This is a genomic window from Paenibacillus sp. JDR-2 (assembly GCF_000023585.1).
GTDB lineage: Bacteria > Bacillota > Bacilli > Paenibacillales > Paenibacillaceae > Pristimantibacillus.
Window position 1 is genome coordinate 984553 of sequence record NC_012914.1, and the last position, 25567, is coordinate 1010119.

Here is a 25567-nt window from a genome sequence, read left to right on the forward strand (position 1 = left end):
GGGAGGCTCGGTAATGAATAAGAATGAAATTATCATTGTACTCGACTTTGGGGGACAGTACAATCAGCTGATCGCGCGCCGCATCCGCGACTTGGGCGTATACAGCGAACTGCTGCCATTTAACACTTCGGTAGAACGGATCCGTGAACTGCAGCCGAAAGGTATCGTATTCTCGGGAGGACCGGCAAGCGTTTATGAAGAGAAATCCCCATTGGTAGATCCGGCAATTTATGATCTGGGCGTTCCAATCTTTGGCATCTGCTACGGCATGCAAATGATGTCGCATCAGCTCGAAGGTAAAGTAGAGCGTGCCGGCAAACGCGAGTACGGTAAAGCGGAAGTAGACTTTGCGGAAGGCAGCCATCTGGCGCAAGGCCTGGACGCGCGTCAAACGGTATGGATGAGCCATAGCGATCTTGTAGTCGAGCCGCCTGCGGGCTTCCGCGTCGACGCAAGCACCGAGCATGCTCCAATCGCTGCTATGAGCAATCCTGACCGTAAATTCTTTGCGGTACAATTCCATCCAGAGGTTCGTCACTCTGTATACGGCAACGAAATGATCCGTAACTTCCTGTACAACATCTGCGGCTGCGAAGGCAACTGGACGATGGAATCGTGGATCGAAGATACGATTACTGATATCCGCAACCAAGTCGGCGATAGAAAAGTGCTGTGCGGTCTGTCCGGTGGCGTAGACTCCTCGGTTGTTGCGATGCTGATTCACAAAGCTATCGGCGATCAATTGACATGCATGTTCATCGATCACGGCATGCTGCGTAAGGACGAGGCTGAGAGCGTAATGGAGACGTTCGTCGGCAAGTTCGATATGAAAGTTGTGAAGATCGACGCTAGCGAGCGCTTCCTTGGCAAGCTGAAAGGCGTTACCGACCCTGAGCAAAAACGTAAAATTATCGGCAACGAGTTCATCTACGTGTTCGACGAAGAATCCGCTAAGCTTGGCGAGTTCGATTTCCTCGCGCAAGGCACGCTGTACACCGATATCGTCGAGAGCGGTACGGCTACGGCGCAGACGATCAAGTCGCATCACAACGTAGGCGGACTGCCTGAAGATATGAAATTCGAGCTCGTTGAGCCCCTGAAGACACTGTTCAAGGATGAGGTTCGTAAAGTAGGCGCGGAATGCGGTCTTCCAGACGAAATCGTTCACCGTCAGCCGTTCCCGGGTCCGGGTCTTGCGATCCGTGTTCTTGGAGAGGTAACAGAAGACAAGCTGCACATCGTTCGCGAATCCGACGCGATTCTGCGCGACGAGATTGCCAAAGCCGGTCTCGACCGTGAGATCTGGCAATACTTCACGGCTCTGCCTGGCATGAAGTCCGTTGGCGTTATGGGTGATGCTCGTACGTATTCGTACACCGTCGGCATCCGCGCAGTAACGTCTATCGACGGCATGACAGCGGACTGGGCTCGTATCCCTTGGGACGTGCTCGAGAAAATCTCCGTTCGTATCGTTAACGAAGTAGACAACGTTAACCGTATCGTCTACGACGTAACGTCCAAGCCACCGGCTACGATTGAGTGGGAATAGAATATAGCTAATGAAAGGGGCGTCCCAAAGCCAATGGCTGTGGGGATGCCCCTTTTTTATAGAGTAGCCCGATAATGCCTCGGCGTCGTTCCCGCGTGTTTCTTAAACACCTTGATGAAATGCGCCTGATCGTAAAAGCCCAAGCGCGAACCAATAGACGAGATGTTATCTCCGGTCATTTGGAGCAGCTTTTTGGCCTCCTCGATTCTTTCCTTTTGAATATAGCAGGCGATGGTCTGGCCGGTTTCTTTTTTGAACAGTTGCATTAAGTAACCGCTGTTCAGCCCCGATACGGCCGCCAGCTTATCTACCGTGATCTCTTCGTAAAGATGGGTATAGATGTATTCCCGGCAAGCCTTGACCGGTTTGGACAAAACATGAATACGGCATTGCTCGACCCTCTCCGCAAAATCCAGCAGCGCGCCTTCCATGGCGGCCTTTACCGTCTGGATGTCGTGAAGCTCCTCAATTTGCTGAATGTACAAATCGCTCAGCATGTAAGCCTGTTCCTCGTATAGGCCTCCTTCAATCGCTGCCCGCATCCCAAGCGCGATACCGCATATCGCCAGGTTTTTTAGACTGCGGATAGGACTGCGTTTGGATAACACGCCAGCCCCATCGTAGGAAAACTCCGCTAATTTGATCATCAGCCCCGCCGGATCTCCTACCCGGATCAGATTAAAAAACTTTTTTTCCTCCATCATGCTTTGGTGAAAAGTGAGCGACTCCCGATGGGCGGATAGGGTCCGTTCGACATCCCTTTTGAAAGCCTGTGGCTGCGCGTATTTGAAGCAGTACTGAAGCACATCGGTTATTTCCAGCGCCTCTTGATTAACAAGCAGGTTGGTCAGCACGCAGGTATGAAGCAGGCGCATCCGATTGACTTTGGGCAAGCTCTCCCAATAATCGGCCCAGTCAGGCTTTTCCCGGTACGGGATTCGATAATCGTTCAACTGCTTGGTCCTATGCTCTTCCGGCGGAAGCTCCTCGATGGAGGGGCCAACTATAATATAAGCCTTGCATTTGGTTTCATGCTTGACGGGGATAATGATAAACTGCTCCCAAAAGTTGGTTGTACGAATCGAGGGATATTCCATCTCCGGCGTAAGAAGCGATTGAACCAGCCCCTCCAGATCGGGAAATAGCGGACTTAACGGAATACCAGCTGCGGCAGCTGCCTCTATAGAAAGCCGATTGTTATGGGTGTAAAAAACGGGAAGGCGGCAGCTCTCCTGAATCAGCTTGCATAATTGAGAAAGATCGCGTGAATAAATGGCATGCTCCACGTTATACCCACCTCAGAACGGTACAATTTTTCTGATTATTATACCATAAAAGTAAGCGCATTCATGCGAAAATGAAGGCGAGAATTGTGAAGATGTCTTAAAGGGGGATTTCAGATGGAGCGCGATATTCAGGCACTGATCGGCGAAATGACACTGGAAGAAAAAGCAGGCATGTGCTCGGGCCTCGATTTTTGGCGGCTAAAAGGCGTGGAGCGATTAGGCATTCCAAGCATTATGGTTACGGACGGACCGCACGGACTGCGCAAGCAGCAAGGCGGAACGGATCATCTCGGCATTTTCGAGAGCGTGCCGGCGACCTGCTTCCCTTCTGCCGCCGGGATGGCAAGCTCTTGGGACCGCGAGCTGATCGCAACCGTTGGCATAGCGCTTGGCGAAGAATGCCAGGCAGAGAATATCGCCGTCTTGCTTGGACCCGGAGCCAATATTAAACGGTCGCCGCTTTGCGGACGCAACTTCGAATATTTTTCCGAAGATCCTTATCTATCCTCCGAGATTGCGGCCAGCCACATTAACGGCGTTCAGAGCCAAGGCGTCGGCACTTCGCTGAAGCATTTTGCCGTGAACAACCAGGAGCACCGCCGGATGGGCGTCGATGCGGTTGTGGATGAGCGCACGCTGCGCGAAATTTATTTGGCCAGCTTCGAAGGCGCCGTACGCAAGGCTCAGCCTTGGACGGTTATGAGCGCTTATAACAAAGTGAACGGCACGTATGCTTCCGAGAATTCTTACCTGCTTACCGATATTTTGAAAGATGAATGGGGCCATGAAGGCTTTGTCGTGACGGACTGGGGCGCGAATAATAACCGCGTGGACGGCCTCGCTGCCGGTCAAGAGCTGGAAATGCCGTCAAGCGGCGGCGTTAACGACCGAAAAATCGTTGCGGCTGTACGGAACGGTCAGTTGTCCGAAGAGGTGCTCGACCGCGCGGTTGAACGGATTTTGAACCTCATTTTCATGAGCGTGGATAGCAGGAAGCCGGAGGCCGATTACGACCGTGCGGAGCATCATGCCCTTGCCCGGAAGGTTGCCGGGGAAACGATGGTGCTGCTGAAAAATGAGCGAAATCTGCTTCCGCTGCAGCAAAACCGTAAATTAGCCGTTATTGGCGCCTTCGCGCAAAAGCCAAGATACCAGGGCGGCGGCAGCTCCCATATTAAACCGACGCAGATTGATGTGCCGTTAGAGGAAATTCAAAAGCTTGCGGGCGATGCCGCTTCCGTTGCGTACGCGCAGGGCTATCATGTGGATAGAGACGATACCGACGAGAGCTTGCTGGAACAGGCGATTGAAGCTGCGAAAGCTGCCGATACCGCCATCATCTTTGCGGGATTGCCGGACCGTTATGAATCCGAAGGTTATGACCGCAAGCACCTGCGGATGCCTGCCAATCAAAATCAGCTTATTGAGGCGATTGCCGCCGTGCAAAGCAACGTGGTGGTTGTTCTGCTCAACGGTTCCCCGGTCGAGATGCCTTGGATTGGCCAAGTGGACTCGGTGCTTGAGGCATATTTGGGAGGACAAGCCGTTGGCGGCGCAATTGCGGATGTATTGCTTGGCATCGCCAATCCAAGCGGCAAGCTGGCCGAGACGTTCCCGGTGAAGCTCAGCGACAACCCTTCGTTCCTGTTCTTCCCTGGCGAAGGCAACCGCGTCGAATACCGCGAGGGGATCTTTGTCGGGTACCGCTATTACGACACGAAACAGGTAAAGCCGCTGTTCCCGTTTGGACATGGGCTTAGCTATACGTCGTTCGCTTATTCCGGCCTCTTGCTGAGCCGCAAGGAGATGCTGGACACGGATACGTTGGAGGTACAGGTAACCGTGCAGAATACCGGCAGCATGGCGGGCAAAGAAATCGTGCAGCTGTACGTGCGGGATGTGGACAGCACCGTCATGCGTCCAACGAAAGAGCTGAAACAATTCGCCAAGGTCGACCTGCAGCCAGGAGAGGCAACGACGGTAACGCTGACGCTGGACAAACGCTCATTCGCTTATTACAACGTGCAAGTAAAAGACTGGCATGTGGAATCGGGCCAATATGAAATTCTGATCGGGCGTTCCTCCGAGGACATTGCGCTCAGCGATACCCTTACCGTCGAATCTACCGTTAAAGTAAAAACAAAAGTCGACCGCAGCACGCTGCTTGCCGATCTGATGAGCGACCCGGACCGGGCGCCGGTAGTGCAAGGGCTCATTCAGAGCTTCCAGTCAGGCATGGGCGCTTCGATGGACAGCGATTCGATGAAAGACGCGATGGGCGAAGGCATGGGCGAGATGTTTGCCGAGATGATGAAATATATGCCGCTGCGGGCGATGGTCTCTTTCAGCCAGGGTGCTTTTACGGACGAGATGCTGGATGGACTCCTGGCACAGCTTAATCAACTATAATATCGTGTTGTGCGGAAATTCAAAAGGATGATGTCGGTTACGCGAAAGAGAGTTTTGCTCTAGTTCGTTATGATACAGATGAAAGATAAATCATCGATCACGATAGAGTAGATGAAGGTTGATGCTTACGAAGTAAGAATTGCTTCACAATTCTTTTTAGGAGGCTGGCAGGGAAATGACGATTAAAGCGGGCATTAATATTTTTTCGGTGTACAGGGAACTTGGCGAGGATTACTTCGGCACTTTGCAAAAGGTTGCCGAAGCAGGTTATGAGAATATCGAGCTTATCGGCTTCAACATGAAGTCCTTCACGCGTTATATCGACGAGATTCCGATGGAGTCGCTGCGGGACAAGTGCCGGGAGCTTGGCCTTAATGCCATAGCGGTTCACGAAGGCGCGCAACCGGGGGCAGATCTGCTGGCGAATGATTGGGATGGCTTGATGAGCTATTACGGCGGGATCGGCTGCGAACGGATCGTGCTGCCATCCGTCTGGATTTCCAATCGGGAGGATACGCTTAGAGCCGCGGAGCAAATGAACCAGATCGGCAAAAAAATGAAGGATAACGGCTTCGGGTTCTATCTGCATAACCATGCGCATGAATTCAAATCCATCGGCGACGAAACGCTGTTTGACGTTCTGCTGGAAAATACGGATCCTGCTTATCTGAAATTCGAGGTCGATTTGGCGTGGGTGATGCGTGCGGGGCTCGATCCCGTTCAAGTTCTGACCAAGCTGGGAGACCGCTGCGATATCATTCACCAGAAGGATTTGGCTCACGAGCTTAAAGGCCAGCTTAATATATTGGAGGCGGCGGAGCGGGAAGGCGACAATATGCAAAGTCCGTTCGAGGCTTATCAGAAATACGTGGGTCCTCAGGATTTTGTTGATCTTGGCACCGGCCGGTTCGATTTCGCGGGCGTTTATGAGCAGATCCGTTCGATGGGACATGTACGTTATGCCTTGGTAGAGAACGAGGGAGAGTCAGCCGATAAGTTCGCCAGCATCCGCCAAGATTTAGAGATTATCAGAAAGTACATATAGGAGGAGGGACAAGATGACAAACCAAAAATTAAGAATCGGCATCATCGGCTGCGGCGGTATCGCCGTCCAAAAGCATATGCCGTCGCTGGCCAAGCTGCCGCATTTGGGAGAAATGGTTGCGTTTTGCGATATCGTGGAGGAGCGTGCGCAAAAGGCGGCCAAGGACTTTGGCGGGGAGAACGCCAAGGTTTATACCGACTACAAGGAATTGCTGCAGGATGGTTCTATCGATGTCGTTCATGTGCTCACGCCAAACCTGCAGCACTCCTTCATTAGCGTGGATGCGCTAGAAGCCGGCAAGCATGTGATGTGCGAGAAGCCGATGGCGATTAACTCCATCGAAGCGAAGAAAATGGTCGATGCCGCGGAGCGAACGGGCAAGAAGCTGACGATTGGCTACCAGAACCGGTTCCGCAACGATTCCCAGGCGCTTTATAAAGCTTGCCGCGAAGGCGAACTTGGCGATATTTATGTGGCCAAAGCGCATGCCGTCCGAAGACGCGGTGTTCCGACATGGGGCGTTTTTCTCGACAAGGAGCAGCAGGGCGGCGGGCCATTGATCGACTTGGGCACCCATGCGCTGGATTTGGCGTTATGGTTCATGGACAACTATAAGCCCGTATCCGTATCCGGCTCCGTGTTCCATAAGATGGCGGATAAATACGAAGGCAATATGCTGGGCCCGTGGGACCCGGAAAGCTATAAAGTTGAGGATTCCGCTTTCGGTTTTATTAAGATGGAGAACGGCGCTACGATCTTCCTGGAGTCGGCTTGGGCGTTAAATACAACGGATTCGAGAGAAGCAATGACAACGCTCTGCGGCACGGAAGGCGGAGCGGAGATGAGAGCAAGCTCCGTCATGGGCAAGTCGGATGTCATCTATAACAGCGTGAAGCATGGGCAGCTGGTGGAAACAAAGCCGTCCGTCAGCGGAGGCATTGCCTATTTCGGCCCCGGAGCCGAAGAGGATGGCGTAAAAGAAGCGAGGCAATGGCTGGAATGCATTCTGAACGACACGGAACCTCTAGTGAAGCCCGAACAGGCTTACGTGGTGACGCAAATCTTAGAAGCGATCTATAAATCGGCTGAAACAGGAAAAGTTGTAGAGCTCTAATCAACCTCCCGTTCCTGGAACCTTCCATTATACGGGAAGGTTCCTTTGTTTTTTTGCCAGACATGATCATGCTAATACTCCAGAGGCGCAAGGGGATGGATGCCGCTTGAAACCATTCAACCGGACCGTGATTAATTCGCTACACATTAAGCTTATAGCCGGAATCTTCCTTATTATTGCTCCGATGGTTTCCTTTCTGATCTATAACAATTTCTATTCGATGGATGTCGTCCGTAATCAGGTTGCCCAGTCTAACAGCAATATGCTCAATCTGTACATGGGCATTATCGACAATAAGCTGAACGATATCGATCAGTACTTGCTCAAATTCGCCGCCGAGGAATCCGGATTGATTCTTCTCGAGAGCTCCTCCGAATCGGATGTGGACGGGTACAATCTGGAGCGGATCTGGCTGTTCAGCAAATTGAGGGACAATACGATTTATTACAAAGGGCTCGACTACTTTTTCGTTTATTCGCCCGTAAACGATGACTTGGTGTTTGCTCCGAAGGTTGCGGGATCTGCCGATTCGGGTAACGAACCGATTCAAAAGGCGATTATCGGGCTCATGCGCGATACCCAAGCTTCGGAGAACGCCAGCGTTTCATACGGCCGTTGGGCTGTTCTTCCCATGCAGCAGCAGGATTATCTTCTCCACATTCAAAAGATCGGAGGCTTGTACATAGGGGCCGGAGTGAACGCTTCCGAGGTCATGGGCCCGCTTGATCTTCTTGATCTGGGAGACGAGGGGCGGGCACTGCTCGTGGATGGAAACCATGCTGCCGTGCAGGACAAGGCCTTCATTAACGGGCACGGGATCGACATGGCTTTTTCGGACGACTATCGTCTCACAGGCAATAAGCAGCAATATCTTGTCATCGGGAAAAATTCAAGCATCGGGGATTTCGGCCTGGCGGCAGTAGTTCCCGAAGATACGATTCTGGAGCGGCTGCCTTACTTGCAGAGGGTCATTTTGCTTATGGCTACCGGCTCCATTCTCATCTTGATTGCTTCGATCTACTTCCTTCGCAGGGTAGTCCTGCTGCCCATCCGCCGGATTGTTACCGCGATGCGCAAAATCAAGGAGGGCTACCTCGAGGCGAGAATACCCGACCGGCCAACCTCCAATGAATTCGAGCTGATGAATAAAACCTTTAACAGCATGGTCGGCGAGCTCCAGCAATTAAAGATCGACGTTTACGAGGAGCAATTGAACAGCCAGCGCGCGGAGCTTAAACAGCTTCAGCTGCAAATCAACCCTCATTTCTTCTTGAACAGCCTGAACGTCGTCTACTATATGGCCCAGGAAAAGAAGTACGGCTTGATTCAGGAGCTTTCCCTGTCGCTTATTCGTTACTTCCGGTTAATGTTCCGCAGCCAAACCGATTACGCGCTGCTGCAGGACGAGCTTAGTCTGACCGAGCACTATCTGAAGATTCAGGGCTTCCGTTTCCCCGGCAGCTTGTCGTACACCGTAACTGCCGACGACGGTTTGCGGGATTGCGTTATTCCGCCTTTGATTATCCAGAGCTTTGCCGAGAATACCATCAAGCACGCGGTAAATACGGATGAATCCACCCATATCGAGATCGCGATCGGGAAAGCGATGGAGTCAGGGAAGCTGCATATCCGGATCCGGGACACGGGCTGCGGCTTTTCCGAGGACGTCTTAAGCAAGCTGAGCGAAGGAATGAATCTGACGAATGAGGGCGGAGAGCATATCGGAATCTGGAATGTCCGGCGCAGACTGCGTCTTTTGTATCGTTCGGAGGCGGAAATCACGTTCTCGAACGATCAGGGAGCCGTTATCGATATGATTTTGCCACTGTACAAGGAAACGGGGTAAGCGCTATGTACCGGTTATTGATTGTGGATGATGAAGCGATCATTGCGAATGGCATTAAAGCGAGCGTGAATTGGAATTGCGTCAGGGTTACTTCCGTAACGATTGCGAACAATGCCAGGCAAGCCAAGGAGAAATTCATGGAGCAGCCCTTTGATATTATGATTTGCGATATCGAGATGCCGCAGGGCAGCGGGCTGGAGCTCTATGAATGGGTGAAGGAATATCATCCGCAGACGGAATGCATCTTTATTACCTGCCATGCCGATTTCCAGTATGCCAAAAAAGCGCTGCAGCTAGGCAGCTTCGAGTATTTGTTAAAGCCCGTTCCTCCGGATGAGCTGATGCTCGTTATGACAAGGCTGATTAACAAAATCAGGGATGAACGGGAGGCGGCCGGCAGAGAGGCGGAGCGGTTCTGGCAGGATGTGCTGAATCAGGCCATTCCCTCGAGCAAGGATAAAATGATGGAGGTCATCCGGAAGCAGAAGCTGTCTTATGGCGGCTCGATGGAATTTGTGCCTGTCTTGATTCCGATTTCGCATTGGGAGAAGCCGTTGTCCGTTCGCGACGCGCAGCTTATGGAATACGCGCTTCGCAACGCCATGGAGGAGATTGTGGTGCTGCGCGCTCCTCATGCTCAAATTGTCCGGATCAGCCCGGAGTATTTCATGATTGTTTTCCCGCGTGAGAGGGCGGAGGACCATGATCACTTCCGGAGGGAAATTCACGGCCGCTGCAACGATTTTATTAAAGGCTGCAATCAATATTTGGGCTGCCATTTGTCCTGTTATTTCGGTATGCCCGTACCGATGCATGAAGTGCGGAATATGGCCGAGCAATTGATGACGTTCAAGAAATGCCAGGTTAATATCGTGGACCGGGTTATCTTCTATAACGGGCAATTGAAGGACGAATGCGAATGCCATCAGATTCCTTTGCCTCCCATCCCCGTATGGTCGGAGCTGATCAAGCAAGGGAATATGAAGCAGGTCATCGATGAGGCGCAGCATTATCTGGATGCTTGGAAGCGGATCGATAACCTAGGGGTGAAGGGGCTGCAGCGCTTCTATCAGAACTTTCTGCAGATGATGTTTTATGCGCTGCAGCAGCACGGAATGCGCGCGGATGATATCTTCTCGGATCATTTGACGCCAGCGCGGGCTTTGGCCGCTACCCGCAGCGTAAACGATCTGCAGAGCTGGGTGAAAGGGATGCTTGAGGCGGCCCTTGATCATATCAATAAGGTTGCTGCGAGCGAGACGATTATCGAGAAGATCAAGCGGTATATCGCCCTCAATCTCGATCAGGAGCTGTCGAGGCAATATATTGCCGATTATGTCGGGCTAAGCCCGGACTATATCGTGAAGCTGTTCAAGAAAGAGACGGGTTTATCCGTATCCGATTATATTTTGACCGAGCGGATCAATCTTGCCAAAGAGCTGCTGGCCAAAACGGATACAACGGTCAGCAACGTTGCCCTTGCGGTGGGGTTCTGCAATTTCTCGTATTTCTCCACGTTGTTCAAGAAGGAAGTAACGATGACGCCCCAGGAGTATCGGAGGGAGAAGCAGCCGGCAATCAGGGTCTGCAAGTAGACTTGCCTCATGACGGAAACTCGAAAATAGGATGACGGATTCTTGGAAGCCCGGTTTCATTCATTAAGCTACTATGAAGCTATGAAGAACAATCATCCTAAAAAGAGGTGGTCAAGTCCGTGAATGCCAATACCAAGACGTCAATTGCTGCCGTGGAGCAGGTCTCGATGCGGACGGAGAAGCGTTCGGCTTTTGCAGTGAGGCTGAAGAAGATTATGAAATACCGGGCTCTCATTCTGATGGCGCTGCCAGGTCTGCTGTATCTGTTCATTAACAACTATTTGCCGATGTTTGGTATCGTGATCGCCTTCAAAGACATTAACTTTGCAAAAGGCATAATGGGAAGCGATTGGATCGGATTGAAAAACTTCGAATATTTGTTCAAGACGCAAGATGCGTATGTCATCACAAGGAATACGCTGCTTTACAACATCCTGTTTATCGTGCTTAACACGACGATCGCGTTTACTCTCGCCATTATGCTTAACGAGATTCGCAAGCGCTTTTTATCCAGAACGTATCAGACGCTTATCTTGCTGCCGTATCTGATCTCCATGGTTATCGTCGGCTACCTTGTGCTTGGCTTCCTGGATGTCGAGAACGGCTTTATGAACAAAACCCTGCTTCCCATGCTTGGCATGGAGCCGATCTCCTGGTACTCCGAGACGAAGTATTGGCCTTGGATTCTGACGATCGTTAACGTATGGAAAGGCGTCGGCAATTTGTGCATTATCTACTTGGCGGCAATCATCGGCATCGATCAGGAATATTACGAAGCGGCTACGATCGACGGAGCGAATAGGTGGCAGCAGGTAGTGAGAATCACTTTCCCGCTTGTTCTGCCGGTCATCACCATCATGACGCTGCTGGCCATCGGCCGGATCTTCTACTCCGACTTCGGCTTGTTCTACCAGGTACCTCTGAATACAGGCTCGCTAATGCCGGTAACCAATACGATCGATACGTACGTATACCGCGCTTTGATTAATCTGGGAGATATCGGGATGTCCTCGGCTGCCGGTCTCTATCAGGCTCTCGTTGGCTTTATACTCGTCATCGTTTCCAATGCGGTCGTTCGCAAATTCAACAAGGACAATGCGTTGTTCTAGAAGGAGGAAGGTTCTATGCAATCATCCGGTAAAGTTTATCAATGGCTCCTCAACCTCGTCATGCTTGTATTTACGCTGTTTTGCCTGATGCCGATCTGGCTGCTGTTCTCTTCCTCCTTGACCGATGACATGGAGCTTGTCCGCAGCGGGTACGCGTTTTTCCCGGATAAAATCAGCTTCTCGGCCTATCAATACTTATGGAACACGTCTTCGGAGATTGCCAGAGCTTACGGCATTACGATCCTTACAACGGTTATTGGCACGGCAGCCGGCTTGTCGCTTACCGCCATGGTGGCGTATCCGCTCTCGCGAATAGAGATGCCGTTCCGCAACTCCCTCGCGTTCTACGTATTTTTCACGATGCTGTTTAACGGAGGGCTTGTGCCTAGCTACCTGCTGTATACGAACTACTTTGATTTTAAAAATACGCTGCTTGCCCTGATTATCCCAGGCTTGCTGATGAACGGATTTTTCATTATTCTGATGCGAACCTTCTTTGCGACCTCCATCCCGACGGCGATTATCGAATCGGCCTATATCGACGGGGCGAAGGAATGGAAAATCTTCTACCGGATTGTGCTGCCGCTGTCGACTCCGGTGCTGGCTACGGTTGGCCTGTTCTATGTCATTCTGTACTGGAACGATTGGTTTAACGGGCTCATTTATTTAACGGACAGCAAGTACTACAGCTTGCAGAACCTGCTTAACCGGATCTTGCTGGATATTCAATATCTGCAATCTTCAACGCAAGCAGGCAATCAGGCCAGCAGTCTGTCGGCTAGAATACCGCTCGCCTCGATGCGGATGGCTATGGCGGTTATCGGGGTTGTACCGCTGCTTATCGCTTATCCGTTCTTCCAGAAATATTTTGCGAAAGGCCTGACGGTCGGAGCCGTAAAAGGATAATGGGTTACCCGCGTAACCGCGTACAGATAAATATTTTTGGGAGGTCATTGGGATGAAAAAGATGCGTTCCGTAAGTCTGGCTTTAGCGTTGACGTTGTCCGTTACGGCACTCAGTGCATGCAGCGGCGGAGGAAATAACGGCGGAAATGGCGGCAACGGAGGTACAGCTGACAGCGGTTCAGGCAAGGAAACAAGCAGCTCCGATAATAAGGACGGAAGCCAGACGTTGAAGCCGGTGAAGCTGGTCATGGTCTTTCCTGCAGCCGGAGAGCCTAAGGATATGCAGCTTGTCTCCGACGAGATCAACAAGATTACGAAAGAGAAAATCAATGCAACGGTTAAGCTTGTTCCGATCGGCTGGGGAGCCTGGACGCAGCAAAGAACGTTAATGATGTCGGGCAAGGAGCAAGTCGACTTGATCCTGAGCGGACTCGGAACCTACAGCCAGGATGTAGCGAAAGGCCAGTTCCTCGATCTTAACGATTACTTGGAGAATGAAGGCAATGGCATTAAGGAAGCGCTGGACAACCTTGATCCCGGATTCCTGAACGCAACGAAAATCGACGGCAAAATTTATGCCGTTCCGAGCATCAGGGATTTGGCGGCCGACTTCGGCATTACGATGCGCAAGGATCTGGTAGACAAATACAACATCGATACAACCTCGATCAAATCGCTAGACGATTTGGATGCAATCTTCAAAACGATTAAGGACAATGAGCCGGACATCGTTCCGACGGTGAAGTATGGCAATTCGATTATCGATATCTACGTGCGAAGCGCGTTTGATACCTTAAGCGACGGGTTCGGCGTCCTTCCCGGCAATGACAATAACTTGAAGCTCGTTGACATGTACGAGGCGCCGGAATATAAAGAAATGCTGGATACGGTAAGAAGATGGTATTTGGCCGGCTACATTGCGAAGGATGCCGCGACAAGCACGGAAACGCAATACAACATGGTGAAAGCGGGCAAAGCGTTCTCGTGGATTTCCCATATGAAACCGGGCATTGAAACGCAGGAGTCCAGAAATACGGCTAGAGAAATGGTATCGGTACATTTCAAACCGGCGATTTCAACGACGAGTGATATCACCTCCATTATGTGGAGCGTAGCAAGAAACTCCGCGGATCCTTCGCGGGCTATGATGCTGCTTAATCTGATGTATACGGACAAGGACCTCATTAATCTGTTTGACTACGGGATTGAAGGCAAGCATTACACGAAAGTATCGGATAACGTGATCGATTTCCCTCAAGGCGTCGACGCTACCAACTCCGGCTACAACCTTCAACTGGGATGGATGTTTGGCAATCAGTCGCTCTCCTACATCTGGAATGGAGACAGCCCGGATCTGTGGAATGAGTTAATGACATTCAACAAAAACGCTACGAAATCAAAAGCAATGGGCTTTATCTTTAACGCGGATGCCGTGAAATCGGAAATTGCAGCCGTAACCAACGTAACGAATCAATACAAGGTCGCCCTTGAAACGGGTACGGTTGATCCGGAGACCCAGCTGCCGAAATTTATTGATCAGTTGAAAGCGGCGGGCATCGATAAAATTATCGCGGAAAAGCAAAAGCAGCTGGATGCATGGGCTGCATCAAACGGCTAGGAGGTCCCTTGAATGAAGAATCCGATCGCTGCAACGCTTGAACAGGCGAATATTCGATATGTAACCAATGAAGGCGGTCCAACGCTGGGGTATTGCCCGGCTTCCGGAGCCCGAATTATTGAACAGGACGGTCTTAAGTTTAAGGATTTAAGCAAGGACGGACAATTGCATCCCTACGAGGATTGGAGGCTGACTTCCGACGAACGGGCGCGGGATCTTGCCTCCCGGATGACGATTGAACAGATTGCCGGGCTTATGCTGTACAGCAGCCATCAGAACGTGCCTTCTCTAAGCGGCGGATTTTTTACGGGAGCTTATGGCGGCAAGCCGTATGAGGAAGCCGGGGTAAAGGCATGGACGCTAAGCGACCAGCAGGCAGCCTTTCTCGCGCAGGATTACGTGCGCCATGTTCTCGTCATGGCGATTAGCAGCAATAGCGACGGCGCGCTGTGGAGCAACCAGATGCAGGCGTTTGCGGAAGCGGAAAGCTTGGGTATTCCGGTAAACATCAGCTCGGATCCCCGTCACGGCATCGATATCGGCGCGGAATTTACCGGCGGAGCGGGAAGCCGCATCTCGAAGTGGCCGGAGACGCTTGGTCTCGCTGCAACCTTCGACCCTAGCGTCGTCCGGCAGTTCGGGGAGGTTGCATCCCGCGAGTATCGCGCGCTTGGCATCGCGACGGCCTTGTCGCCGCAAATCGATATTGCGACGGACCCGCGGTGGTTCCGGTTTAGCGGTACGTTTGGCGAGGATCCTCTTCTGTCGACGGATATGGCCAGAGCGTACGTGGACGGGTTCCAGACATCGGATGCCGGTTCGGCGGAAGGCTGGGGGCAAGGCAGCGTCAACGCGATGGTCAAGCATTGGCCGGGCGGCGGCTCGGGAGAAGGCGGGAGGGATGCGCATTTCGGATTCGGCAAATACGCCGTCTATCCCGGCAATAACTTCGAGGAGCATCTCGAGCCGTTCGTAAACGGAGCTTTTAAGCTGGAAGGCAAGACCGGCGAAGCATCCGCGGTGATGCCCTATTATACGATCTCTCACGGACGGGATAACGTAAATGGCGAGAACGTAGGAAATTCGTACAACAAGTATCTCATTACCGATCTGCTACGCGAGAAATACGGCTATGACGGCGTTGTCTGTACGGACTGGAACATTACGGCTGACGAGGGAGCGGCCATCGAATCGATGTTTGGCGGAAAATCATGGGGCGTAGAAGGACTTTCCGTCGCCGAGCGCCATTACAAGCTTCTTATGGCCGGCGTTGACCAGTTCGGCGGCAACAACGATTCGCTGCCCGTGCTGGAAGCATACCGCATGGGCGTCCTTGAACATGGAGAGACCTATATGCGGGAACGCTTCGAGAAGTCGGCTGTCCGCCTGCTGAAGAACATTTTCCGCGTTGGCCTGTTCGAGAATCCATACCTCGACGCGGAGCAAAGCGAGAAGCTTGTCGCCAGCGAGACGTTCGTTAAAGCAGGCCACGAAGCGCAGCTCAAATCGGTTGTGATGGTGAAAAATAAAGATCAGGTGCTGCCGCTTAAGCCCCGCAGCCGCGTGTATATTCCTAGCAGATATTCGGCACCGGAAAAGCATTTCGTAGGGTTCACGATTCCGGAGCGCGATGAATCTCCGATCGATCTTGCTTTAGCCGAACAGTTTTTCGATATCGTTGAGGAGCCGGGCGATGCGGATTTTGCAATCGTGGCGATACGCGGAGCGAAAGCGGGATTGGGTTACAGCCAGGAGGATGCGGCTGCCGGCGGTAACGGCTATGTACCGATCAGCCTGCAATACAGGCCTTATACGGCAGAACATGCGCGCGAGACAAGTCTGGCAGGAGACGCCAGGGAACGGGATGTGTTAAACCGTTCGTACAAAGGTAAATCCGTGACGACGCATAACGAGTCCGATCTGGAACTTGTGCTGGAAACGAAGCGCAGGATGGGAGAAAAGCCGGTTATCGTCACGTTGTTCCTCATCAATCCGACCGTGATGGAAGAGTTCGAGACCTCCGCCGATGCGATTCTTGTTCACTTCGGTTCCAGCGACAAGGCGATGCTGGAGCTGCTGTCCGGTCAATCGGAGCCATCCGGCTTGCTGCCGCTGCAGCTGCCGGCGAATATGAAGACGGTAGAAGAACAGCTCGAGGATGTTCCTCATGACATGGTTTGCCACGTTGATGCCCAGCAGCATACGTATGATTTTGGCTACGGCATGAACTGGCAGGGCGTCATCGAGGACGACCGTACCCGTAAATACGGCAGGAAGCGTTCATAACAGGTGAAAAAAACTCCCTTCAAGCTGCGAGATAGCAGCCGGAAGGGAGTTTTTTGATTAAATATTTAGGGCATCAAGCAACGCATATGCGACTTTTACCGCTTCGGCGCGTGTCAGGGTGTCATCCGGGCGGAAGCTGCCGTCCGGATAACCGCTCACGATACCCGCGTCAGTCGTTTGACTTACGGCATCAAGAGCCCAGGCCGGGATAGCATTTGCATCGTTAAATGTCTTGCCGGTACCGGACGGAGCGATGCCGCCAGCCTTCAGAACGCGCGCGGCGATTACCGCGATTTCCGCGCGTGTGATTCGCTGCGATGCGTTAAAGACGGAGCCGTCTTTCGTATCGAAGCCATTCACATAGCCGGCATCGGTAGCTGCTTTCACTTGCGCTTTGGCCCAAGACGGAATCAGGCTGTCATCGGCGAAGCGGGTTGCTCCGGTTGCGGCTGGCAGACTAAGCGAGTCTACCAGCAGCTTTACCCATTCTGCGCGCGTGACAGGCTGGTCCGGACGGAACGTTCCGTCTTCATAACCGGAAATCAGATCCATGCCGATCAAGCGGTCTGCATAAGGTTTTGCCCAGGATGCGTTAAGATCCGGGAAGGTTTGAGGCGCGTAGCTGAATACGCCGAATTTCGTGAAATGCTTAACATTGACCGTAATGGTTGTTCCGTTTGCTTGGCCGCCGAGGAAAATCCATTTCTTCAGCTTTTCGTTATAGTAGTACACAGCCGGTTTGCCGTTTGGTGCACCTGAATTCATCGCGTAGTTAAATGTCAATTCAACCGGCTTGCCAAACGTTGTACCGGCATTGCTTGTCATCTCTACGATTGGGCTCAGCGCCTTTAATGAGCCAAGCGGCGGCTGCTGCTCCGAGGAGAGCACTTGCGCGCCGATTGTTCCGCTTGCGGACAATGCTCCTGCCGGTATCTTGAAGGCGATCACGTCTTTCAAGCTGCCTTCGGCGCCTTTGGCCGGATCAAAGTTAGCGGTAACGGATGTTGCCGGCGTGTTGCCCGGTGAAGTTGTATTTCCGCCGCCCGGAGTCGAAGTTGACGGCATTGCTTTAATCGTAATGGCAAAGGTTCTGGAATCCGACGAATCGCCGCGCGAAGCGGTCGCTTTGAGCGTAACCGACGCATCAGGCTGTCCCGCTGCAGGCCGGCTCACTTTGGCGATGCCATTCTCGATTGCGACTGCGTTTGCTTGGTCAGCCGTTTCTTCCCAGGCAAGTGCTGCGCCATGCTCTCCTTCGGAAGGGAGGGTCATATTCTCGGTAACCGCATCCGTGTTGCCAAGCGTCAGCTTGTCGAGCGTATCTTGCACGGCTTGCTCATCCGAGTATGCAGCCGTATCCACGAAGATTGGATTCGAGTAGAACCACAGATCTTTATAGTTGCGGTCGTTAATCTCGTTGAACCGGGCCGCAGCATCGGCGGTTGTTGTTTTTGGATCAATGAGCGGATTGCCGTCCAGCGTCTCGCCCGGCACGTTCATTCCGAGATTCGTGCCTCTCAGACGGAAATACTGATCCTTGCTTGCTTTCGGCAGGTCGTAAGTGATGACGTTGTAGCCGTTTGCGTCGGTTGTCCAGTCCTCGCTAGTGAAAGTGGCAACGACGCGGGTGGAATCATTCGTATCCTTGTCGTAGGCCGGAGTTCCTTTCTCCGCCGGGCCGGTCACATCGCCTGCAATCAGATCGATATGGTCAACCGCCGGTTTCGCTCCGCCGGATTGTCCGCTGTTGATCGGATTCTCGTAGTTATTCGTCTCGGGGCTTTTGAACTTGATCGTAAGCGTAAGCTTATCCCCTTCGGTTGCCTGCAGGGTTCCGCCCATTTCGGCGTTTGCGCCGCCGTCCGCAAGGCGGAAGTCCAAGGCGTTAATCAGGTCGCCAAAGACGGAGAACGATTTGCCCGAGCGCATGCCGTCCAGAATATCCTGCGTGGATTTTCCTTCGCTCCAAATATAGTTTTTAGCGTATTCGCCCGGCCAGTAACCGCTAGAATTGGTGTCGATGGTTTTGAAATGGTAGTCCGAATTCGCGAAATTCCAGAACTTGCGGCCTTCGCCAAGCAGGGAGTCCCATACGCCGCCAACCTTCGCTACCATGTAATCGACACCGCCGTAGGAACGGTTCTTGTAGTTGTCGTTAGCCGTAGGGTTAGCGGGATCGTATGCCGAGTTATACCCGCCGCGGTCCGGCTCCATTTGATTGCCGAGCATCCCCTCGAAGCCAAACGCAATGTCCGGTGCGGTATTGTTAAAGTCGCGGAAGTCGGAAATTTTGTATTTGCCCACACCCCGGGAAGGATGGTTGACGATCATGTAGCTGGTCTCCGGGTAATTGCGTTTGAGCCAGTTAATCGCGGATAAACTGTCCGCATGCGTGCTGTACGCCCGGTTGTCCGCGGCCTGCCACTGCAGAACATCGGCAGGGTTAAACCAGGTTGCGTCGCGGCTTGTGAACAGGTATTCGAATTGGTTCGCGGCTTTCAGCGCTGCTTCGGAGCCGGGTTCATCCGTAAGAATGCCAACGGAGCCATGCTCGTGCGACGGGATGTCCCATTCGAAGCCGGAGAATATCGTTTTGCCTGCATATTTACCTGCATCCTGCAAAGCGTTTATTTTTGGAACCTGGTATTCGAGCAGCCCTTTCGATAACGGAATGGGGCCACCTGGAATGTCGGCACCCGTATCATCCCTTTTGGAGGAGCGCAAATGATCCGCCAACATGATAAAATCGAGGCCGTAGGTTGTCAGGCCGTGATCAAGCACCGATTCGAGCGAGCTTTGGGCATCGTCGGATTCAATCGTATGGGCATGGAATTCGCCGGTCAGCCACTGACCTTGCGCTTGCGTGGCACCCGTATCGGCGGCCGCTGCTTTAGGAGTGGGTACAACAAGACCTGTAGACAGGATGCTTGCCGAGAGAACCATGGGAAATACGATTCGAGCTTGTTTGTTAAAATTCAAAATTCATTACACCACCAGTCTGCAAATGTGTTGCCCAAGATGAAGTAGGGGCATTTAGAGTGTACAAGCTCATTATCAAGGGGGTATTAGGACGTGGGGGATATTTGTTAAGTGGAGGTAAATCTTCGAAATCGATATTTTGAAGCATGCCCCGGCCCTATGACCTGACCTGATCCCGATGCTATACTAGAAACAATTAACCATCCAGCAGGAGGCCTTCATGAAGCCGATCCCTACCGTCACTCGCGATTTGATTGAGCTGCCGCCGGCTTTTCCGATAGTCATCTCGCAGTCGGAAGGCGTCAGCCCGCTGTTTCAGCGGCTGCATTGGCATACGGCTCTGGAGATTAACTATATCAGCCGGGGAAGCGGCTACTATTTGATAAACGGTACGCGGTACGATTTTCGGGAGGGGGATATCCTCCTCATAAACTCGAATGATCTGCACCGCGCTTTCGAGAATGAAGGGCTGGTCATGACGATCATTATGTTTGATCCGGCGTATTTTGCCTTGGAGCAGCGTTATGATACGGAGCTTCTGATTCCCTTCCGCGAGATTGGCATGCGGTTTGATAACATGCTCGACCGCGGGCACCCGATACTGCCTCGGCTAGGTGCGGCGATAGAGGAAATGCGTTGCGAGTTTGCCGGCCGGGAGCCGCATTACGAAGCGGTAATCCGGTCACAGCTTGTGCAGTTTATGGCGTTTGTTAATCGTTACTTCGCGAAGGAGCAGGAGCGACGTTCCTCCCGCATCCGAGGAATGGAGATAGTACGTTTAACTCTGAACACGATAGAAGCCGATATTGCCTACCCCTGGACGTTAAAAGAACTGGCTGCCGCCGCGCATCTTAGTCCTTCTCGCTTCAGCGCCTTGTTTGTACAGACGGTTGGGACTTCGCCGATGGACTACCTGATTCAGCTAAGGCTGTCCGCGGCGGTTAGTCTACTGGAGTCCTCGGACAAGAAAATTATCGAAGTCGCGGAATCTGCCGGATTTCGCAATCTATCCAATTTCAACAGGCTGTTCAAGCAGCATATCGGGAAGCAGCCGTCGGAGCTTCGCCCGCATCACTAAACTTAAAAACAGTAAGATTGTATCGGAACATCGCTCTTTATCAGTAGAGGAGCGGTGTTCTTTTCTTTTATTCTTTAGCTATATCTTTAATAAACGGTAAGGAGCGTGGCTATGATGTTGTTTCTTGGAATAGATGCCGGCGGAAGCAAGACGCATGCTTTGCTTACGGATGAGAACGGCCGCGTGCTTGGCAGGGGGAGCGGCGGCAACGGCAATCATCAGACGGCCTTCGAAGCGGCAAGAACGGAGATTGACCGGGCTTGCGCGGAAGCGCTTCGGCAGGCTGGCGTTGCCAAAGAGGAAGTTGACTTTGCTTACTTCGGCCTAGCTGGAGCGGACCGCGAACCGGACTACGCGATTCTCCGTCCGATGATCGCATCCCTGAATTTCCCCCGCCACGACATTGCTTGCGATACGATGATCGGTATGCGTGCGGGAACGCATCAATCCTATGGCGCGGTGATTATCAGCGGCACGGGCTTTAACGCCGCGGCGCGCAATGCCGAGGGCGAAGAGCTGCAGTACGGAGGCTTCGGTTATTTGTTTGGAGACGGCCAAGGCTCCGGCACGGATCTGGCGATTCATGCTTTTCGCTCGGCGGTACGAAGCTGGGAGGGACGTGAGCTCCCCTCCATTCTGACGGAGCTGGTGCCCCGTCAGATGGGCTATTCCTCCGTCCCGGAGATGTACGAGGATGCGCTTGATAACGGAGTTCGTCCAGCGAAGTCACTGTCGCAAACAATGTTTGAAGCGGCTTCGCTAGGCGACAAGGTGGCTATTCGGATCCTTGAAGAGGCCGGACATGAACACGGCAATGCCGTTAATGCCTTGATTCGAAGGCTTGGCATGGAGCAGGACAGCTTCGATGTTGTCCTAACGGGAAGCGTGCTTGCCAAAGGCAGCTCTCCGCATATGGGAGATGCGATCAAAGCATCGGTTGCCTCCACGGCCCCGCATGCAAACATCGTGAAGCTCACGATCGATCCGGTCATTGGCGCGTTAATGAGCGCGATGGACAGCAGCGGCACCGCGATTTCAGCGGAGACGGATGCGGCGTTACGCAGGATTACGTTTTAGAGTTTGGGTGATTATTCTTTTTTAAGGGGACTCATATATGACTATAACCAAACAAGGGTTAAAGGTTGCCGTAATTGGAGGCGGCTCCTCTTATACGCCGGAGCTGGTTGAAGGCTTTATTAAACGCTACGAGGAAATGCCGATTCGCGAGCTCTGGCTAGTTGATATCGAAGAGGGGCGCCATAAGCTGGAGATTGTCGGAAAGCTGGCGCAGCGGATGGTTGAGCAGGCAGCTGTGCCGATGGATGTACACTTAACCTTGAACCGCCGGGAAGCGATCGCAGGAGCGGATTTTGTCACGACGCAGATGCGCGTTGGTCTTCTGGAAGCAAGACGCCGGGATGAGCATATTCCGATCAAGCATGGCGTTATCGGCCAGGAGACGACAGGTCCGGGCGGGATGTTTAAGGCGCTTCGGACGGTTCCGGTTATATTGGATATTTGCCGGGATATCGAGGAGCTTGCGCCTAATGCCTGGATGCTGAACTTTACGAATCCGGCCGGCATTGTAACCGAGGCGGTGCTAAAGCACAGCAAGGTGAAGACGGTTGGGCTATGCAACTCGCCGATCAACTTCCAGAAGTATCTCGCCAAGCAATACGGCGTCTCGGAGAGGGAAGTGCTGCCGGAGTTTGTGGGCATCAACCATCTGCACTGGATTACGTCGGCCTACGTGAACGGCGAAGACAAACTGCAGGAGATGATTGGGGGAGGAAAAGATTACTCCGCCACAAACGTCACCGCCTTCGATTGGGATCCGGAGTTCCTGCGCTCGCTTGGCGCGCTTCCAACCTATTATCTGCGTTACTTCTACATGAGCGATACGATGTACGCAGAGATGAAGGAATCGCTTGATAAGAACGGCACGCGCGCCGACGTGGTCAGCCGGGTGGAGGAAGAGCTGTTCGAGCTGTACAAGGATGTTAACCTGAAGGAAAAGCCGAAGCAGCTGGAGAAGCGGGGCGGAGCCTTTTATTCCGAAGCGGCGGTCAATCTGATGTTTTCCCTGTACACGGACCGCAAAGACATCCAGACGTTAAATGTCCGTAACGGCGGCATTATCGGCTTCCTGCCGGAGGATGCGAGCATCGAGGTGAACTGCGTGGTGACGGCGCAAGGTCCGATTCCATTGCCGCTGCAGCGGGTTCCCGAGCATATCAAGGGGCTTCTTCACGCGGTAAAAACCTACGAATCGCTTACCATCGAAGCCGCGGTGACGGGAGACCGCGGGGTTGCTCTTCAGGCCATGGTGCATCATCCCCTGGTGCCAGGCGTCTCCGTCGCCAAAACTTTGCTTGATGAAATGCTGGAAGCCAACAAGAAGTACCTGCCGAACTTTTTCGAATTCTAAACGACCATTCAAAAGCCGCATTCCTGCGGCTTTTTGTTTTCATAACCGTCTATTGCACCCCATCAATCGCTCATGGATGTAACTTTATACCAGAACCGGGACGAATGGACTACCAGTATTTCGGTAAAAGACGAATGTTAGCTTTTCGAAACAAGACGAACGTTCGTAAAAATTCATTGACAAGCTGCGGGTTCCTTATTATATTAATTTACGGATAACAACTAATTTAATAATAACTTTTCGTATAATCTCAAGAATTGGCTTGAGAGTCTCTACTCGATCACCGTAAATGATCAGGCTACGAAACAGTGGAAGAGTTGCCGCGCATTGTTACTCCATTCTAACGGAATGACATTGATACGGTCCGCGGTATACTTTTCCCCTTTTTGCAGAGCCTAGGAGATAAATGCGTATTTTACGCATCTTTTCCTAGGCTTTGTTGCTTGTACACATTTTTGGGGGGTTAATGGGAAAATGGAACGTTTCTTTAAGTTCAAGGAACATGGTACAAACTTCAGAACGGAAATTATGGCGGGTCTGACTACCTTCATGACGATGGCTTACATCCTGGCAGTCAATCCGATCATCCTGACGCCAACGGGTCTCGACTGGACGGCAGTATTCCTGGCGACGGCAATTGCAGCAGGTATTTTCACGATTGCAATGGGCTTGTTCGTTAACTTCCCGGTCGCTTTGGCGCCTGGTATGGGCCTTAACGCTTACTTCGCTTCAACCGTTATTGCTTCGCAGGCTACTGACAAGCCGATCTCGGTTGCTATGGGTCTGACAGCGGTATTTATCTCGGGTATTATCTTTATCATCCTGACGCTGACGCAAATCCGTCAAATGCTGATTACAGCCGTTCCAGACAGCTTGAAGCATGCGATTACGGTTGGTATCGGTTTGTTTATTACAATTGTAGGCTTGAAAGGCAGCGGCCTGATGACGGTTGCCGTAACGGCCTTTGGCGATATTAAAGCAAATGCATATACGGATGTTTCCGGTTCGGAAACGGTTATCCATATCGGCAGCTTCGCAAACGAAACGGTTATCATGACCGTCGTTGCCCTGTTCATTATCGGTATCCTGATGGTTATGCGCGTACCGGGCGCAATTCTGTGGGGTATCCTCGGCACTACCGTACTTTCGATCATCCTTGGTCAAGTTGATTTCAAGAAGACCTTTACGAATCAGACATGGGTACCTGATTTCTCGACAATGAACATCGGCCACTTCGATTTCCCTGGCGTGTTCGAGGTTGGTATCGTAACGGTCGTACTGACATTTACATTCGTTGAATTGTTTGATACGTTCGGAACGCTTGTTGGTACAGCGAACCGTGCAGGCTTTATGAAAGATCCTGTTGAAGGCAAAAAACGCGTAGGCAAGGCGATGTTTGTTGACGCCGTGGCCGTAAGCGGCGGCGCATTGCTTGGCACAAGTACGGTAACGGCATTCGTGGAAAGCTCGGCTGGCGTTGCGCAAGGCGGACGTACAGGTCTGACTTCGATCACTACAGGCGTCTGCTTCCTGCTTGCAATCTTCTTGTCGCCGGTTGTAGCACTGGTTCCTGCAGCTGCAACTAACGCAGCACTGATCATCGTTGGCGTATTGATGCTTCAATCGGTGAAGGAAATCGACTTCTCCGATATGGTATACGCGATTCCTTCGTTCCTGACGCTGGCGCTTATGCCGTTCACTTACAGCATTGCTAACGGTATCTCGTTTGGTATCGTATCGTATGTTGTTCTGGCGACAGTCGGTAACGTATCGAACAAGGGGAAATACAAAGTTCACTGGCTCATGTGGATCCTGGCTATCCTTATCGTTGGCCGCTACGTGATCATGGGAACAGAATAGCATTATAATAGAAGAAATAAAAAGCAGCGCTGGACCGGCGCTGCTTTTTTTTGTTGCCTGATGCGGCAACGTTGTACGCCTTGTCTATAAGGCAAGTGGCGGGAAAGTTCATTAATAGTGAAGCTATCTGCCGTAAAAAGTGCCGTATCCAGGCGGAAAGCTGGATTAATGAGCTTCTCCGCCTTATTCGCACGGTGAGCCTCATAAATAGTGAAGTTGGCCTCACTGTTGCCCAGTGATTGTCCAGCTGTGGAGCACTATAGAGCGGAAAGCCTCATAAATAATGAGTCTAGGCTCATTATTGCATCCCATTTGCTAGGCTGCGTGGGGCCAAAAAGAGACCACCCTCATCATTTGCTAGAGTGGTCTCAAGTTTATTGCGTTTAAATGGCAGTTGCCGACAACGAAATGCCGGCAAACAAAGAAGTCCAGGCTTTATTGAGCCTGGACTTCTTTGTT

16 protein-coding genes and 1 riboswitch are annotated in these 25567 nt (G+C 52.1%); of the genes, 14 read left to right on the forward strand and 2 right to left on the reverse strand.

The genetic code is table 11. From position 1 onward, the window contains the following. Window positions 1-13 precede the first annotated feature (13 nt). The gene (gene guaA / locus PJDR2_RS04310) at window positions 14-1549 is read left to right on the forward strand and encodes a glutamine-hydrolyzing GMP synthase (protein WP_015842462.1); all 1536 of its coding nucleotides are present in this window, start codon (window positions 14-16) and stop codon (window positions 1547-1549) included. Window positions 1550-1605: 56 nt separating this feature from the next. Here guaA and PJDR2_RS04315 read toward each other — a convergent pair whose 3' ends face one another. Next, entirely contained in the window at window positions 1606-2835 is a 1230-nt protein-coding gene (locus tag PJDR2_RS04315) for a helix-turn-helix domain-containing protein (protein ID WP_015842463.1), read from the reverse strand. Window positions 2836-2949: 114 nt separating this feature from the next. Here PJDR2_RS04315 and PJDR2_RS04320 point away from each other — a divergent pair, with 114 nt between their 5' ends. The 9 genes from PJDR2_RS04320 (at window position 2950) to PJDR2_RS04360 (ending at window position 16763) form a co-directional block, all read left to right on the forward strand. After that, window positions 2950-5244 (forward strand): beta-glucosidase, encoded by a 2295-nt coding sequence (locus PJDR2_RS04320; protein ID WP_015842464.1) that lies wholly within the window; start codon window positions 2950-2952, stop codon window positions 5242-5244. A 175-nt stretch (window positions 5245-5419) separates the two neighbouring features. Beyond that, complete coding sequence (locus PJDR2_RS04325) at window positions 5420-6289, forward strand: sugar phosphate isomerase/epimerase family protein (RefSeq protein WP_015842465.1); 870 nt, start codon at window positions 5420-5422, stop codon at window positions 6287-6289. 13 nt (window positions 6290-6302) lie between these two features. Continuing rightward, entirely contained in the window at window positions 6303-7403 is a 1101-nt protein-coding gene (locus PJDR2_RS04330; RefSeq protein WP_015842466.1) for a Gfo/Idh/MocA family protein, read from the forward strand. A 106-nt stretch (window positions 7404-7509) separates the two neighbouring features. Next, complete coding sequence (locus PJDR2_RS04335) at window positions 7510-9249, forward strand: sensor histidine kinase (protein WP_015842467.1); 1740 nt, start codon at window positions 7510-7512, stop codon at window positions 9247-9249. 5 nt (window positions 9250-9254) lie between these two features. After that, the gene (locus tag PJDR2_RS04340) at window positions 9255-10844 is read left to right on the forward strand and encodes a response regulator transcription factor (protein ID WP_015842468.1); all 1590 of its coding nucleotides are present in this window, start codon (window positions 9255-9257) and stop codon (window positions 10842-10844) included. A gap of 167 nt (window positions 10845-11011) precedes the next feature. Beyond that, window positions 11012-11953 (forward strand): ABC transporter permease, encoded by a 942-nt coding sequence (locus PJDR2_RS04345; RefSeq protein WP_041613929.1) that lies wholly within the window; start codon window positions 11012-11014, stop codon window positions 11951-11953. A gap of 15 nt (window positions 11954-11968) precedes the next feature. Beyond that, window positions 11969-12859 (forward strand): carbohydrate ABC transporter permease, encoded by an 891-nt coding sequence (locus tag PJDR2_RS04350; protein ID WP_015842470.1) that lies wholly within the window; start codon window positions 11969-11971, stop codon window positions 12857-12859. Between the two features lie 52 nt (window positions 12860-12911). Beyond that, complete coding sequence (locus PJDR2_RS04355) at window positions 12912-14477, forward strand: ABC transporter substrate-binding protein (RefSeq protein WP_015842471.1); 1566 nt, start codon at window positions 12912-12914, stop codon at window positions 14475-14477. A gap of 12 nt (window positions 14478-14489) precedes the next feature. Further along, complete coding sequence (locus tag PJDR2_RS04360; protein ID WP_015842472.1) at window positions 14490-16763, forward strand: glycoside hydrolase family 3 protein; 2274 nt, start codon at window positions 14490-14492, stop codon at window positions 16761-16763. Between the two features lie 57 nt (window positions 16764-16820). Here PJDR2_RS04360 and PJDR2_RS32325 read toward each other — a convergent pair whose 3' ends face one another. Beyond that, window positions 16821-19742, reverse strand: a complete 2922-nt coding sequence (locus PJDR2_RS32325; protein WP_015842473.1) for an S-layer homology domain-containing protein — start codon at window positions 19740-19742, stop codon at window positions 16821-16823. 220 nt (window positions 19743-19962) lie between these two features. Here PJDR2_RS32325 and PJDR2_RS04370 point away from each other — a divergent pair, with 220 nt between their 5' ends. From PJDR2_RS04370 to PJDR2_RS04385, 4 genes are all read left to right on the forward strand, one after another. Beyond that, window positions 19963-20820, forward strand: a complete 858-nt coding sequence (locus PJDR2_RS04370; protein WP_015842474.1) for an AraC family transcriptional regulator — start codon at window positions 19963-19965, stop codon at window positions 20818-20820. A gap of 111 nt (window positions 20821-20931) precedes the next feature. Beyond that, window positions 20932-21897: an N-acetylglucosamine kinase gene (locus tag PJDR2_RS04375; RefSeq protein WP_015842475.1), complete on the forward strand. Its 966-nt coding sequence runs from the start codon at window positions 20932-20934 to the stop codon at window positions 21895-21897. 37 nt (window positions 21898-21934) lie between these two features. After that, on the forward strand, window positions 21935-23248 hold the full coding sequence (locus PJDR2_RS04380) for a 6-phospho-beta-glucosidase (RefSeq protein WP_015842476.1): 1314 nt from the start codon (window positions 21935-21937) through the stop codon (window positions 23246-23248). 220 nt (window positions 23249-23468) lie between these two features. After that, window positions 23469-23569, forward strand: a riboswitch (purine riboswitch). A gap of 153 nt (window positions 23570-23722) precedes the next feature. Then, window positions 23723-25108: an NCS2 family permease gene (locus tag PJDR2_RS04385; RefSeq protein ID WP_015842477.1), complete on the forward strand. Its 1386-nt coding sequence runs from the start codon at window positions 23723-23725 to the stop codon at window positions 25106-25108. The last annotated feature ends 459 nt before the right edge of the window (window positions 25109-25567 follow it).

Coding starts and splice junctions, on each gene's coding strand:
- guaA (WP_015842462.1), top strand. CDS start 14: ATGAATAAGAATGAAATTATCATTGTACTCGACTTTGGGGGACAGTAC.
- PJDR2_RS04320 (WP_015842464.1), top strand. CDS start 2,950: ATGGAGCGCGATATTCAGGCACTGATCGGCGAAATGACACTGGAAGAA.
- PJDR2_RS04325 (WP_015842465.1), top strand. CDS start 5,420: ATGACGATTAAAGCGGGCATTAATATTTTTTCGGTGTACAGGGAACTT.
- PJDR2_RS04330 (WP_015842466.1), top strand. CDS start 6,303: ATGACAAACCAAAAATTAAGAATCGGCATCATCGGCTGCGGCGGTATC.
- PJDR2_RS04340 (WP_015842468.1), top strand. CDS start 9,255: ATGTACCGGTTATTGATTGTGGATGATGAAGCGATCATTGCGAATGGC.
- PJDR2_RS04345 (WP_041613929.1), top strand. CDS start 11,012: ATGCGGACGGAGAAGCGTTCGGCTTTTGCAGTGAGGCTGAAGAAGATT.
- PJDR2_RS04350 (WP_015842470.1), top strand. CDS start 11,969: ATGCAATCATCCGGTAAAGTTTATCAATGGCTCCTCAACCTCGTCATG.
- PJDR2_RS04355 (WP_015842471.1), top strand. CDS start 12,912: ATGAAAAAGATGCGTTCCGTAAGTCTGGCTTTAGCGTTGACGTTGTCC.
- PJDR2_RS04360 (WP_015842472.1), top strand. CDS start 14,490: ATGAAGAATCCGATCGCTGCAACGCTTGAACAGGCGAATATTCGATAT.
- PJDR2_RS04370 (WP_015842474.1), top strand. CDS start 19,963: ATGAAGCCGATCCCTACCGTCACTCGCGATTTGATTGAGCTGCCGCCG.
- PJDR2_RS04375 (WP_015842475.1), top strand. CDS start 20,932: ATGATGTTGTTTCTTGGAATAGATGCCGGCGGAAGCAAGACGCATGCT.
- PJDR2_RS04380 (WP_015842476.1), top strand. CDS start 21,935: ATGACTATAACCAAACAAGGGTTAAAGGTTGCCGTAATTGGAGGCGGC.
- PJDR2_RS04385 (WP_015842477.1), top strand. CDS start 23,723: ATGGAACGTTTCTTTAAGTTCAAGGAACATGGTACAAACTTCAGAACG.